Origin of the sequence: Micromonospora sp. NPDC050980, assembly GCF_040653835.1 — a bacterium.
Taxonomy (GTDB): Bacteria; Actinomycetota; Actinomycetes; order Mycobacteriales; family Micromonosporaceae; genus Micromonospora.
The window spans coordinates 62,904-75,987 of sequence record NZ_JBFAGS010000019.1; the positions used below are offsets into that span (position 1 = coordinate 62,904).

13 protein-coding genes are annotated in these 13,084 nt (G+C 74.1%); 5 read left to right on the plus strand and 8 right to left on the minus strand.

Translation table 11 applies throughout. The features are described from left to right. Nucleotides 1-6: 6 nt before the first annotated feature. The 4 genes from AB0H28_RS24120 to AB0H28_RS24135 form a co-directional block, all read right to left on the minus strand. Complete coding sequence (locus AB0H28_RS24120) at nt 7-984, minus strand: ABC transporter ATP-binding protein (protein WP_358044403.1); 978 nt, start codon at nt 982-984, stop codon at nt 7-9. Nucleotides 985-1,067: 83 nt separating this feature from the next. Beyond that, nucleotides 1,068-1,949 (minus strand): ABC transporter permease, encoded by an 882-nt coding sequence (locus AB0H28_RS24125; protein ID WP_358044281.1) that lies wholly within the window; start codon nt 1,947-1,949, stop codon nt 1,068-1,070. Further along, nucleotides 1,946-2,890 carry an ABC transporter permease gene (locus AB0H28_RS24130; protein WP_358044284.1) on the minus strand — a complete coding sequence of 315 codons (945 nt, stop codon included), beginning with the start codon at nt 2,888-2,890 and terminating at the stop codon, nt 1,946-1,948. Before AB0H28_RS24130 ends, AB0H28_RS24125 begins: the two co-directional genes overlap by 4 nt. After that, nucleotides 2,887-4,437 (minus strand): ABC transporter substrate-binding protein, encoded by a 1,551-nt coding sequence (locus AB0H28_RS24135; RefSeq protein ID WP_358044287.1) that lies wholly within the window; start codon nt 4,435-4,437, stop codon nt 2,887-2,889. Before AB0H28_RS24135 ends, AB0H28_RS24130 begins: the two co-directional genes overlap by 4 nt. 140 nt (nt 4,438-4,577) lie before the next feature. Between AB0H28_RS24135 and AB0H28_RS24140 the strand changes: the two genes are divergently transcribed. From AB0H28_RS24140 to AB0H28_RS24150, 3 genes are read left to right on the plus strand one after another with little or no spacing between them, the layout of a single operon-like run. Beyond that, complete coding sequence (locus AB0H28_RS24140) at nt 4,578-5,177, plus strand: TetR/AcrR family transcriptional regulator (RefSeq protein ID WP_358044290.1); 600 nt, start codon at nt 4,578-4,580, stop codon at nt 5,175-5,177. Beyond that, nucleotides 5,174-6,802, plus strand: coding sequence for an acyl-CoA dehydrogenase family protein (locus tag AB0H28_RS24145; RefSeq protein ID WP_358044293.1), 1,629 nt, complete (start codon nt 5,174-5,176; stop codon nt 6,800-6,802). The genes AB0H28_RS24140 and AB0H28_RS24145 overlap by 4 nt, the downstream gene beginning before the upstream one ends. Nucleotides 6,803-6,804: 2 nt before the next feature. Then, nucleotides 6,805-7,626, plus strand: coding sequence for an MOSC N-terminal beta barrel domain-containing protein (locus tag AB0H28_RS24150; RefSeq protein WP_358044295.1), 822 nt, complete (start codon nt 6,805-6,807; stop codon nt 7,624-7,626). Between the two features lie 184 nt (nt 7,627-7,810). Here the strand turns inward: AB0H28_RS24150 and AB0H28_RS24155 are convergent, their stop codons facing one another. Then, nucleotides 7,811-8,194 carry a GNAT family protein gene (locus tag AB0H28_RS24155; protein ID WP_358044297.1) on the minus strand — a complete coding sequence of 128 codons (384 nt, stop codon included), beginning with the start codon at nt 8,192-8,194 and terminating at the stop codon, nt 7,811-7,813. A 106-nt stretch (nt 8,195-8,300) separates the two neighbouring features. Between AB0H28_RS24155 and AB0H28_RS24160 the strand changes: the two genes are divergently transcribed. Then, a complete protein-coding gene (locus AB0H28_RS24160) occupies nt 8,301-9,521 on the plus strand; it encodes an aminotransferase class I/II-fold pyridoxal phosphate-dependent enzyme (protein ID WP_358044299.1) in 1,221 nt (406 codons plus the stop codon). Between the two features lie 81 nt (nt 9,522-9,602). On the opposite strand, the gene AB0H28_RS24165 is transcribed toward AB0H28_RS24160, so the two are convergent. After that, nucleotides 9,603-10,175: a DinB family protein gene (locus AB0H28_RS24165; RefSeq protein ID WP_358044301.1), complete on the minus strand. Its 573-nt coding sequence runs from the start codon at nt 10,173-10,175 to the stop codon at nt 9,603-9,605. A gap of 94 nt (nt 10,176-10,269) precedes the next feature. Here AB0H28_RS24165 and AB0H28_RS24170 point away from each other — a divergent pair, with 94 nt between their 5' ends. Beyond that, nucleotides 10,270-11,259 (plus strand): WYL domain-containing protein, encoded by a 990-nt coding sequence (locus AB0H28_RS24170; protein WP_358044303.1) that lies wholly within the window; start codon nt 10,270-10,272, stop codon nt 11,257-11,259. A 144-nt stretch (nt 11,260-11,403) separates the two neighbouring features. On the opposite strand, the gene AB0H28_RS24175 is transcribed toward AB0H28_RS24170, so the two are convergent. Then, complete coding sequence (locus AB0H28_RS24175) at nt 11,404-11,994, minus strand: hypothetical protein (RefSeq protein WP_358044305.1); 591 nt, start codon at nt 11,992-11,994, stop codon at nt 11,404-11,406. A gap of 194 nt (nt 11,995-12,188) precedes the next feature. Then, nucleotides 12,189-12,956 carry a TetR/AcrR family transcriptional regulator gene (locus AB0H28_RS24180; protein WP_358044307.1) on the minus strand — a complete coding sequence of 256 codons (768 nt, stop codon included), beginning with the start codon at nt 12,954-12,956 and terminating at the stop codon, nt 12,189-12,191. Between the last annotated feature and the right edge of the window lie 128 nt (nt 12,957-13,084).

The following is a 13,084-nucleotide window of genomic DNA, read 5'->3' on the forward strand; positions in this document are numbered from 1 at the left end:
GTCGTGTCATGGGGTCCCTCCCGGGTAGAAGGTACGGACCGTGTGCCCGGCCCCCACCGGCGTCAGCGGGGGCAGCTCGTGCTCGCACCGGGGGTCGGCCCGCACCGGGCAGCGCGGCCAGAACGCGCAGCCGGGCGGCAGGTCGAGCGGGCTCGGCGGCGCGCCCGGGATCGCCACCAGATCCTCACCCCGGCGGGCCGGGTCCGGCCGCGCCGCGAGCAGCGCCCGGGTGTACGGGTGCGTCGGCGCGTCGAACACCGCGTCGACCGGGCCCTGCTCGACGATCCGGCCGCCGTACATCACCGCGACGGTGTCCGCGATGCCGGCGACCACACCCAGGTCGTGGGTGACCCAGACGACCGCCGTGCCGAGCCGCTGTTGCAGGTCGGCGACCAGCTCGACGATCTGCGCCTGGGTGGTGACGTCGAGCGCGGTGGTCGGCTCGTCGGCGATCAGCAGGTCCGGCTCGCACGCCAACGCCATCGCGATCACGACGCGCTGGCGCATGCCGCCGGAGAACTGGTGCGGGAAGGCGTCGACCCGCTGCGCGGCGGACGGGATGCCGACCAGGTCGAGCAGCTCCACCGCCCGGTCGCGGGCGGCCCGGCGGGTCAACCCGAGGTGCGCCTCCGCCGCCTCGGTGACCTGCCGGCCCACCGGCAGCACCGGGTTCAGCGACGTCATCGGATCCTGGAACACGAACCCCACGTGCCGGCCACGCAGCCGGCGGCGCCGGTCGTCGGGCAGCGCGCTCAGCTCGGTGTCGAGCAGCCGCACCCGGCCGGTCACCTGCGCCGCCCGTGGCGCCAGCCCGGTGGCCGCGAGCAGCGTCATGCTCTTGCCGCTGCCCGACTCACCGACCAGGGCGAACGTCTCCCCCGCCCGGACCTGCCAGGACACCCCGGCCACCGCGCGCGCCGGCCCGCGGCGGGTGCCCACGGTGACGGTGAGGTCCTCGACGGAGAACACGGTCTGCTCGGGCATGCCCTCGCTCCGCTCGGTGCGCTCAGTCATGCCAGGCCGATCGGGCACGCCCTCGCGGCCCTCGCTCCGCTCGGTGCGCTCGTTCATGCCGTGCTCCTCCGGGCCTCGCTGAGGGTGAGCTGGCGCGGGTCGAGCACGTCGCGCAGCGCGTCGCCGACCAGGTTGAAGGCGAGCACGGTGAGGAAGATCGCCGCGCCCGGGAACAGGCCCAGCCACCAGGCGTCGGTGACGAAGCCGCGGCCGTCGAACAGCATCCGTCCCCAAGCCGGCGCCGGCGGTTGGATGCCGAGGCCGAGGAAGGACAGCGCCGCCTCGGAGAGGATCGCGAACGCCAGCGAGAGCGACGTCTGCACGATCAGCGGCGCGGCGATGTTGGGCAGCACGTGCCGGCGCATGATGCGCAGGTCGGACGCGCCGATGGAGACGGCGGCCCGAACGAAGACCTGCTCGCGTACGGACAGCACGCCGGCCCGGGTGATCCGGGCGAAGATGGGCGTGTAGACCACGCCGATCGCGACCATCGCGGTGAGCAGGCCGGGGCCGAGCACCGCCACGATGGCCACCGCCAGCAGCAGCACCGGAAACGCGAACAGCACGTCCATGCAGCGCATCAGCACGCTGTCCAGCCAGCCCCGGTAGTAGCCGGCGAGCAGCCCGAGCGTCACGCCGGCGAGCAGCGCGATGCCGACGCTGACCACGCCGACCTCCAGCGAGACGCGGGCCGCGACCAGCACCCGGCTGAGCACGTCGCGCCCCAGCTCGTCGGTGCCGAACAGGTGGGCCCCGCTGGGCGGTCGCAGCATCTGATCGACGTCGACGTCGTTGACGCCGGACGGGGCGAGCCACGGGCCGGCGACGCCCACCACGATCAGCAGCAGCAGGACGAGCGTGCCGCCCACCGCGAGCGGGTCGCGGCGCAGCGCGTCCAGGACGCGCCGGCCGGTGCTCTCGGATCGGGCGCTCACTTGACCGTGATCCTCGGGTCGAGGCGGGCGTAGAGAATGTCCACCAGCAGATTGACCAGCAGGAACAGGGCGGCGACGAGCAGCACGGCACCCTGCAGGACGGGATAGTCGCGGGCCTGGACGGCGTCGAAGGTGAGCCGGCCGATGCCCGGCCAGGCGAACAGCACCTCGATCACGATCACGCCGCCGAGCAGGCTGGCCAACTGCACCGCGACCACGGTGACCACCGGGATCAGGGCGTTGCGCAGCACGTGTCGCAGGATCACCACCCGGTTGCGCAGCCCCTTCGCCTCGGCCGTGCGCACGTAGTCGGCGGAGAGCACCTCCAGCACCGAGGAACGGATGAACCTGGTGAGGATGGACGCGGTGACCAGGCCGACGGTCACCGCCGGCAGGGCCACGTGCGAGGCCCACCGGCCCGGGTCGTCGGTCAGCGCCACGTAACCCGACGGCGGCAGCCAACCCAGCACGCCGGCGAAGAGGATGATCCCCATGATGCCCATCCAGAAGTCGGGCACCGAGACGCCGAACTGGCTGAACACGCGCGCCGCGTGGTCCACCGCCGAGCCGCTGCGCACCGCGGCCACGATGCCCAGCGGGAACGCGACCAGCAGGGCGAACACCACGGCGGTGACGGCCAGCGACAGCGTCGCGGGCAGCCGCTCCAGCACGATCCGGCTGACCGGCTGACCGGTGCGGAAGCTCACCCCGAGGTCGCCGGTGAGCGCGTGGCCGAGGTAGCTGGCGTACTGCACCGGCAGCGGCTGGTCGAGGCCGGCGCGGGAACGCAGCGCCTCGTACGTCTGCGGGTCGAACCGGGTGCCGAGCGCCACCCGGACCGGGTCGCCGGGCACCAGTTGCAGCAGCAGGAAGACCACCAGGGTCACCCCGAGCAGCACCACTGCGGACTGGAGGACCCGCCGCAGGACGAAACGGGTCACTTGCCCAGGGCGACCGAGCGGAACCGGATCGCCCGGTCGCTGCGGACCTGGTAGCCGGAGACCTTCGTCGACCAGCCCTGCACCACGTCCGGGTTGTAGAGGTAGAGGTAGCTGGCGTCGTCGACGATCTGCTTCGCCGCCTGGTCGTACGCCTGCTTGCGGGCCGCCTGGTCGGTCTCGGTGCGGGCGGCGTCGAGCAGCTTGTCCACCGCCGGGTTGGCGTACTTGTGGAAGTTGAACGTGCCGCCGCTGTGGTGCTGGGCGTAGTAGAACTCGTCCGGGTCGACGTTGCCCAGCCAGCCGAGCATGAACCCGTCGAAGTTGCCCTTGCCCTGCTCGTCGAGCCACTGGGCGAAGTCCAGCGTACGGATCTTCACGGTGATCCCGACGTCCTTGAGCTGCGCGGCGATGACCTGGGCGGCGGTGACCGTCTCCGGGTATTCGCTGGTGACCATCAGGTCCATGGTGAGGTTGGCGACGCCGGCCTGGTCGAGCATCTGCTTCGCCTTGGCCGGGTCGTGCGAATAGGGCGCGTAGTCGAAGTAGAACGCGCTGTTGCGCGGGATGGCGGTCTGGTTGACCGTGGCGAGACCGAACTTGGCCGCCTTGGTGATCGCCTCCCGGTCCAGGGCGTAGCCGATCGCGCGCCGGACCTCGCGGTTGTCGAACGGCTTGCGGGCCTCGTTGAGCGCCACGTACCAGTAGTCGGTGGAGGGTGCCGACTTCACCACCGGGTCGTCACCGTCCTGCAACGACTTGACCTGCTGCGGGGGCAGGTTGTCGGTCCACTGGACCTGGCCGCTGCGCAGGTTCTGCAACGCCACCGTGGGGTCCTTGACGAAGGTGAAGGTGACCCCGTCCAGTTTCGGCTTGTCCCCCCAGTAGGCGTCGTTGCGAACCAGTTTGATGCTGTCGCCGGAGGTGTAGCCGGCGACCTTGAACGGGCCGCTGCCGACCGGGGCGGTCTTGACCTTGCCGGACTCCACGTTGGACTTCTCGACGATCGCCACGCCCTTGAAGCCGCCCAGGTTGGCCAGCAGGTTCGGCGTGGGCGCGCTCAGCGTCACCACCACGGTCGCCGGGTCGGGGCCGGTCACCGACTTGACGGTGGCGAACTTGTAGGCGTTGTTCAGCTTCTGCTTGATGATCCGCTCGTAGGAGTAGACGACGTCCTCCGAGGTCAGCGGCGACCCGTCGGAGAACTTCACCCCGTCGCGCAGGGTGAAGGTCCAGGTGAGCTGGTCGTCACTGGTGGTCCACTTGGTGGCCAGCGACGGCACCATTTTCAGGTCGGCGTCCGGCTCGACCAGGGTGTCGTAGACGTTCTCCAGCACCTGGAAGCTGTAGTAGGCCGAGGTCTTGTGCGGGTCGAGCTGGTCCGGTTCGCCGCCGATCGCGGCGTTGAGGACGCCCCCCGCGCCCCCGGCGCTCCCGGCGCTCCCGCCGCCGTCGCCGACATCGACGCTGTCGCCGCCGCTGCATCCGGTCAGGACGCCGACCGCGAGGGTGAGCGCCGCGCCGATCACGCCGAGCTTGTTCCTGGACATTGGCCCCCCTGCCGCGTTCCGAACAAAAGAAAGTTTCGGCGAGTCTTCTCGCCGGGCGGGATGATGTCAAACGAATCGAGCCAAATTGACGTGCCGATCGGGCCTTGCCGCAAGAAGTGAACGGTGGTTCAATCCTTGGCGTGGTCTACCGGAGCACCGAACGGGTCAGGGCCCGCCTCGACGCCTCCCGCCGCCGGATCGTCGCCGCCGCGCTGGACGTGATGGCCGAGCACGGCTACGCCGGCTGCACGGTGGCGTCCGTGGCCGGTCGCGCCGCGCTGGCCACCGGCACCGTCTACCGTCACTTCCCCACCAAGGCCGACCTGTTCGCCGAGGTGTTCCGCGCCGCCTCGCAGCGTGAGGTCGACGCGGTCACCCGCGCCGCCGCGCTCGAGACGAGCGTCGCCGACCGGGTCACCGCGGTGGTCGAGACGTTCTGCGGCCGGGCATTGCAGTCCCCGCGCCTGGCGTACGCCCTGCTCGCCGAGCCGGTCGACCCGGCCGTCGACGCCGAGCGGCTGGTCTTCCGCCGGGCCTACGCCCGGGTGCTCGCCGGCCACGTCGCCGAGGGGGTCGCCCGCGGGGAACTGCCGCCGCAGGACCCCGAGCTGGCCGCGACCGCCCTGGTCGGCGCGCTGGCCGAGGCCATGGTCGGTCCGTTGTCCGCCGGGGTGGCCGGCCCCGGGACCATCCCCGGCCTGACCACCTTCCTCCACCGCGCGCTGGGAGTCGCACCGTGAGCACACACGAGGTCGTCAACCAGGTCCCCCCGCTGGTCGGCCACGACACCGCCGACGATCCGGCGCTGCTCGACGGCCTGGCCCGCGAGGGCGCCGGCTGGGCCGCCGCCGGCCTGCACGAGCTGGGCCGGCTGGCCGGCGGCGAATCGGCCGCCGAGCACGGCCGGCTGGCCAACGAGCACCCGCCGGTGCTGCGCACCCACGACCGCTACGGCCACCGCGTCGACGAGGTGGAGTTCCACCCGTCCTGGCACGAGTTGATGCGCACCGCGGTCGGGCACGGCCTGCACGCCGCGCCGTGGGCCGACGACCGGCCCGGCGCGCACGTGGCCCGCGCCGCCGGCTTCCACGTCTGGCGGCCCGACGCCGGGCACGGCTGCCCGATCTCGATGACCTACGCAGTGGTGCCGGCGCTGCGGCACAGCCCCGAGCTGGCCGCGCGCTACGAGCCGCTGCTCACCAGCACCGAGTACGACTTCGGGCTGCGTCCGCCGACCGGCAAGCGCGGCCTGCTGGCCGGCATGTCGATGACCGAGAAGCAGGGCGGCTCGGACGTGCGCGCCAACACCACCGTCGCCCGGCCCGAGCCGGACGGCAGCTACCGGCTGGTCGGGCACAAGTGGTTCACCTCGGCGCCGATGTGCGACCTGTTCCTCACCCTCGCCCAGGCGCCCGGCGGCCTCACCTGTTTCCTGGTCCCCCGGGTCCTGCCCGACGGCGCCCGCAACCCGATGCGGCTGATGCGGCTGAAGGACAAGCTCGGCAACCGTTCCAACGCCTCCGCCGAGGTCGAGTACGAGCACGCGGTGGCGTGGCGCGTCGGCGACGAGGGCCGGGGCGTACGCACCATCATCGACATGGTCAACCTGACCCGGCTGGACTGCGTGATCGGTGCGGCGGCCGGCATGCGTCAGGGGGTCACCACGGCGGTGCACCACGCCACCCACCGGCGGGCGTTCGGCCGGTACCTGGCCGACCAGCCGCTGATGCGCAACGTCCTGGCCGACCTGGCGGTGGAGTCCGAGGCCGCCACCGTGCTGATGATGCGGTTGGCCGGCGCGACCGACCGGTCGGCGCGCGGCGACGCCGGCGAGACCGCGTTCAAGCGCCTCGCCCTCGCGGTCGGCAAGTACTGGGTCTGCAAGCGGTGGCCGGGGCACGCCGCCGAGGCCCTGGAGTGCCTGGGCGGCAACGGCTACGTCGAGGAGTCCGGCATGCCCCGGCTGTTCCGCGAGTCGCCGCTGAACTCGATCTGGGAGGGCTCCGGCAACGTCGCCGCGCTGGACGTGCTGCGCGCGCTCACCCGGGAGCCGCAGGTGCTCGCCGCGTACGAGGCGGAGGTGGCCGCCGCGACGGGCGCGGACCCGCGTCTCGACGCCGCGGTCCGGCGGGTGCGCGACGAACTGGCCGACCACACCGACCTGGAGTTGCGGGCCCGGCGGGTGGTGGAACGCCTCGCGCTGGTGCTGCAGGGCGCGCTGCTGGTGCGCCACGGCCACCCCGCGGTCGCCGACGCGTTCTGCGCGTCGCGGCTCGGCGGCGACCACGGCCAGGCGTACGGGACGCTGCCCGGCGGGGTCGACCTGGCCGCGATCATCGACCGGGCCACCCCGAAGGTCGGCTGAGCGTGCGGCTGGTCTCGACGCACGTCCATCCGGTGAAGTCCCTCGCCGGGGTGGACGTCGACCGGGCCACGGTCGAGCCGTGGGGGTTGCGGCACGACCGCCGGTGGGTGCTCCTGCGGCCCGACGGGGCGGCGCTGACCGCCCGCACCGCGCTGGCGATGCTCGGCCTGACCGCCGCACCCGGGACCGGGTCGCTCACCCTCACCGACCGGCGCGGCGCGTCGTTGACCGTGGCCGAACCCGTGGCCGGCCCGCCGGCCCCCACCGCCGTGTCCCGGCTGGACACGCTGCGCCTGGCCGCCGGCGAAGCGCACGACTGGCTCTCCGACCGGCTGGGCCAGCCGGTGCGGCTGGGCTGGCTGGACGACCCGCGACGCCGGCCGGTGTCGATCGAGCACGGCGGCCGGCCCGGCGACCCGCTGAACCTGTCCGACGCCGGCCCGCTGCTGCTCGCCACGCTGCCGTCGCTGCGCCGGCTGCGCGACTGGATCACCGAGGGCGCGCGGGAGCGGGGCGAGCCCACGCCGGACCCGCTGCCGATGGCGCGGTTCCGCCCCACCGTCGTGCTCGACGGGCCGGCCGAGCCGTTCGCCGAGGACGGGTGGTCCCGGGTGCGCGTCGGCGCGGTCGACTTCCGGGTCGCCGAACGCTGCGACCGCTGCCAGCTCACGCTGATCGATCCGGTCACGCTGACCCGGGGCAGGGAGCCGATCCGCACGTTGGCGCGGCACCGACGCCGGGACGGGAAGACCTGGTTCGGCGTCCGGTTGATCCCGGTGACCACCGGCGAGATCCGCGTCGGCGACCCGGTCGTCGCCGAGTGACGGCCCGCCGGGTCCGATCGAGGCGTTGATCGACACCAGCTCGGCGACGTGGCGGTGTCCGAGCGCGCGGATGACGCCACTCCGGCGAGGTGGAGTGGATCAAGCGGCGGGGCGTACCCCCGCGAACCCGGTCCTGCCCGGCCGACGGGCACCCGGACGTCAGGGTCGTGGGCGGGCGGCCCGGTCAACCGGTCGACGGGTGCGGGCTGGCACGCCGGGAATCGAGCGATCCGCCCGGCCGGGCCCGCCACTCCTCGGCCAGCACGGCGAACACGAGCTGGTCGGCCCACTCGCCGCGGAACCGGTAGCTGCGCACGTGCCGGGCCTCCTGCCGGAAACCGAGCCGGGTCGCCAGCCGCGCGGACGCCTCGTTGCCGGCGTGGCACCGAACCGTCACCCGGTGCAGCCCGAACTCACCGAAACCCCAGTCCAGCGCCGCCCCGGCCGCCTCGGTGGCCAGGCCACGACCGCCGTGGTCGGGGTGGAAGACGTAGCCCAGTTCGGCGGTGCGGTCGGCCCGGCTGCGCCAGACCAGCTCCACCGCGCCGATCACCCGCGAGCCGTCCACCGCGGCCAACGTCAGGCAGCACCGGGCGCAACCGCAGCCGGGGCGTGCGCAGCGGGTAGATCGGGTGGGCCATCGGACGATGGTAGGGCCGCCTACGGTGTAACCCATGAGCGTTTCCGCCGACGACCGCAATCCGCTCACCCGGCTCACGCTCGACCAGCTCCGGCGGCGCACCAGCGTGAAGTGGCGGCTGCACCCGCCGGACGTGCTGCCGCTGTGGGTCGCGGAGCAGGACGTGCCGCTGGCGCCGCCGGTGGCCGACGCGCTGCGCCGTGCGGTCGACCTGGGCGACACCGGCTACGCGTTCGGGACGGGGTACGCGGAGGCGCTCGGTGGGTTCGCCGCGCAGCGTTGGGGCTGGGCCGACTTTCCGGTCGCGCGCAGCACGCTGGTGCCCGACGTGATGACGGGCGTGGTCGAGGTGCTCCGGCTGGTCACCGGTCCGGGTGACGCGGTGGTGGTCTGTCCCCCCGTCTATCCGCCGTTCTACGCGTTCGTCACGCACGCCGACCGGCGGGTGGTCGAGGCCCCGCTCGGGCCGGACCTGCGGCTGGACCTCGCCGCGCTGGACGAGGCGTTCCGCGAGGCGCGCGCGGTCGGCGACCGGCCGGCGTTCCTGCTCTGCAACCCGCACAACCCGACCGGGGTGGTGCATCGCGGCGACGAGTTGGCGGCGGTCGCCGAGCTGGCCGCGCGGCACGGTGTGCGGGTGGTCTCCGACGAGATCCACGCCCCGCTGGCACTGGCCGGCGCGCGGTTCACCCCGTACCTCACCGTCGCCGGCGCCGACGACGCGTTCGCCCTGGTCTCAGCGTCGAAGGCGTGGAACCTCGCCGGTCTGAAGGCGGCGCTGGCGGTCGCCGGGCCGGCGGCCGCCGCCGACCTGGCCCGGATGCCGGAGGAGGTCGGCCACGGCCCCAGCCACCTCGGGGTGCTCGCGCACACCGCCGCGTTCCGCGCCGGCGGGCCCTGGCTGGACCTGCTGCTCGACGGCCTCGACGCCAACCGGGCGCTGCTCGGGTCGCTGCTGGCCGAGCACCTGCCCGACGTGTCGTGGCGCGCGCCCGAGGGCACGTACCTCGCCTGGCTGGACTGCACCCGCCTCGGCGTGCCCACGGAGGCGCCGGGTGACCGGCCGGGCGTGGCCAGCGACCTGGCCGGCCCGGCCCGGATGTTCCTCGACGACGCCCGGGTGGCGCTCAGCTCCGGGCACGTCTTCGGCACCGGCGGCGTCGGCTTCGTCCGCCTCAACTTCGCCACCTCGCCCGCCGTGCTGACCGAGGCGGTGGCCCGGATGGGCCGGGCGACACGCTCGCGCGCCACCTGAGGAGACGCCGACACCCACCGACGGCACGGACGTCGCGGTGGGCGCCGGGTGGTCCGTGCGTCCCGCCGGTGGCGGCCGCGGTCAGGTGGTGGTCCGCCGGTCGAGCGTCTCGCGCAGGATCTCCGCGTGCCCGGTGTGCTGGCGGGTCTCAGCGAGGATGTGCATCAGCACCGCGCGCACGCTCATCACCGTGCCGGGCTCGTGCCAGGGTGCGTCCGGCACCGGTTGCGCCGCCGACAGGTCGGCGACGCCGGCCACGATCTCCTCGGTGTGGGCGGCCACCCGGGCGTACCGGTCGAGGATGGCAGGCAGCGTGTCCTCGGGCAGCATCTGGAAGGTCCGCTCCCGGTCGACCAACCACTGTGGCAGCTCGCGCGCCGTGCCGGCCATGATGTCGGCCCAGGTGACGCCGTCGGGCAGGGTGAACGTCATCGTCGCCGGGCCCTCGACCACGAACCGCAGCCAGGCCTCCTCGCCGGAGGCCACGTGCTTGAGCACACCGCCCAGGCAGAGCGCGCTGGCGGTGGGCCGCTCGCCGGCCTGGGCGTCGGTGAGGTCGCGCACCGTGGCGGTCAGCGCGGCGCGGGCCGCGGCGAGCGCGGCGAGCAGGTCGGCACGCTCGGCGTCGAGGGTGGTAGCGGTGGGGACGGTCATGGTCATCGGTTCCTTCCGGTCCTGATCGGTACGGGCACACGCTCCCAGCCGTAGCGGTCAGTTTGTGTCCGCTTCTGCCGGCAGAATGCGTGCCATGCCGACGGCCTCCGCGCGACTGCTCGCCCTGCTGTCCCTGTTGCAGGCCCGCCGCGACTGGCCGGGCGCGGTGCTGGCCGAGCGGCTCGGGGTCAGCCCGCGCACGGTGCGCCGCGACGTCGACCGGCTGCGCGAGCTGGGCTACCCGATCGCGAGCGCCAAGGGGCCGGACGGGGGCTACCGGTTGGCCGCCGGCTCGGCGCTGCCGCCGCTGCTCTTCGACGACGAACAGGCCGTGGCGCTCACCGTGGCGTTGCAGACCGCCGCCACCACCGTCACCGGCATCGAGGAGGCCGCCGCGCGGGCGTTGACCACGGTGCGACAGGTGATGCCGGCGCGGCTGCGCCACCGCGTCGACGCCCTGCGGGTGGTCGCCGCGCCACGGGCCGGGGCCGCGACCAAACCCCGCGTGGAGCCGGCCCTGCTGATGACGCTCAGCGCCGCCGTGCACGCCCGGGAGGAACTGCGCTTCGACTATCCGGCCGCGCCGCCGGCCGCCCCGGCCGACGAGGCGCCCCCGCCGCGCCGGACGCAGCCGCACCATCTGGTCACCTGGGGCGGGCGCTGGTACCTGGTCGCCTGGGATCTGGACCGCGCCGACTGGCGCACGTTCCGCGTCGACCGGATCAGCCCGCGTACGCCCACCGGCCCCCGGTTCACGCCCCGGGAGCTGCCCGGCGGGAACGTGGCCGCGTTCGTCGCCGGCCGGTTCACCGGGGCGACCGGCCCCGGCGACTGGCCGTGCCGGGGCGAGGTGATCCTCGACCTGCCGGCCCGCACGGTCTCCGCCTGGACCCGCGACGGCATCGTCGAGGAGCTCGGCCCAGACCGTTGCCGGCTGGTGCTGGGCGCCTGGTCCTGGCCGGGTCTGGCCGCCGTGCTCGGCCGCTACGACGCCGACATCGAGGTGGTCGGCCCACCTGAGCTGCGAACCGCCTTCGCCCACCTGGCCCACCGCTACGCCCGGGCCGCCCACCCCCAGCCCTGACCCCCGCCCCGCCCTGACCCCGCCCCCGCCCGGCGCCGGGCGCCGGGCGCCCGGCGATCTTGCACTTATCGCCCCGGCACAAGGGGCATTTGCGGCGTACCGCGGACCGAATGTGCAAGATCGCGGGATGGAGGGCCGCGAGGGTTAGGGGCGGTGCGGTCGGTTCGTCGCGCGCCAGGACGGCCAGCCGTGCGGCCACGTGTCGGGCCAGTCGTCGCCGCTCTCGCCCGGGGCGGCGAGTCCGCCGGGCTCCCGCCCGACGACCTGCCGGGCGAGGCGCTCGGCGACGTCGGCGACCTCCCCGGCGGACAGGTACGTCCAGCGGGCCAACCACGGCGCCAACGCCCCGTCGACGAGCGCCACGCTCCGGTCCGCCGGCAGCCCGGCGGCGGTGAGCAGCCAGACGAGCAGCCGATGACACGGCCCGTACCAGCCGTCCGCATCCTCGGCCCAGGCCGAACCGGCGGTCAACAGTTCGGCGAACGCCGCCTCCCACGCCGCGACGGCCTCGTCCGGCCCGGCGAGCGCCGCCTCCCGCAGCGCCGGCAGCAGCCGGTCGAACCGTTCGGCCACCTCCTCCAGCCACTGTCGCCAGTCCACGAGTGCCGCGGCGACCCGGGCCAGGGTCTCCGGCCCGGAGGTGACGATCTGCGAGAAGTAGTACCAGAGCGAACGCGGACCCCAGTGCCAGCCGTAGGCCCAGGTGCCGTAGTGGGCCATCAGGACCTCGGTCATGGCCGCGTTCCAGTCGACGGCCAGCCGGTCCGCCTCGCGGGACGCGGCCCGGGCCGCATCGTCGAGATGTCGCCGTGACGCGGCACCGCAGCGGCGGGCGGCACCGGCGGCGCCAGCCGCCGTACGACATCGGCCGCCGCGGCGGCGTCGAACGGGTGGCGGGCGGGGTCGACCTGCGCCCATTCGTCCAAGCGTCAGCCGCCCGTGCGCTCGGCGACCACCACCGAGATGCCGTCGAGCACCCGCTGGAGGCCGAACTCGAACGCGTGGTCCGGCCCGTACGCCGCGCCGTGCGCCACGCCGGCGGCGGTGCCGACCCGGGCGGCGAGCGGATAGCTGCCGGCGGTCATGAACTTCTCCAGCCAGGGCGCGTGCGTCTGCCACCACGCCTCGTCGGTCATCCCGGTCTCCCGCTCCAGCTCGACCACGTCGAGGGCGGCGCGGGCCGCGCTCTTGGCGTGCCCGAGCACGAGGGTGAGCACGGCGTCCATCTCCACGTCGTCGAGCCCGATGTCGGCGACGGCGTGCAGCTCGTGGTCGTACTTGGCGAGCACGTTGGGGCCGAGCACCGGCCGGGCGGTCTCGGCGCGCAGCAGCCACGGGTGGGCCCGGTAGAGCGCCAGGTTGTCCCGGGCGATGCGCTCCAGCCGGCCGCGCCAGCCACCCGGCACGTCGGCCGGTCGGGGCAGGTCGCCGAGGACGGTGTCGACCATGACGTCGAGCAGTTCGGCCTTGCCCGGCACGTAGGTGTAGACGGACATGGTGCCGACGCCGAGCGCCTCGGCGACCCGGCGCATGGTGAGCGCGTCGATGCCCTCGGCGTCGGCGATCTCGACGGCCGTCCGCACGATCCGGTCGACGCTCAGGCCGGGCCCGGCGCCGCGGCTCGCCGGCTCCCGGGTACGCCACAAGATGGCCAGGCTGCGGGCGGGGTCGGCCTTGCGCCTGCGGTCGGTCGGCATGGTGCGGCCATCCTACCGGCCGCGCAATCCACACCCGGTCGACGGGACGAGCGCAAAAAGATGGCGGGACCTCCCGCCATAACAAACATATAGCGCACCCCCGGTCTTGCGGCAAGCCCCGGGTGGTG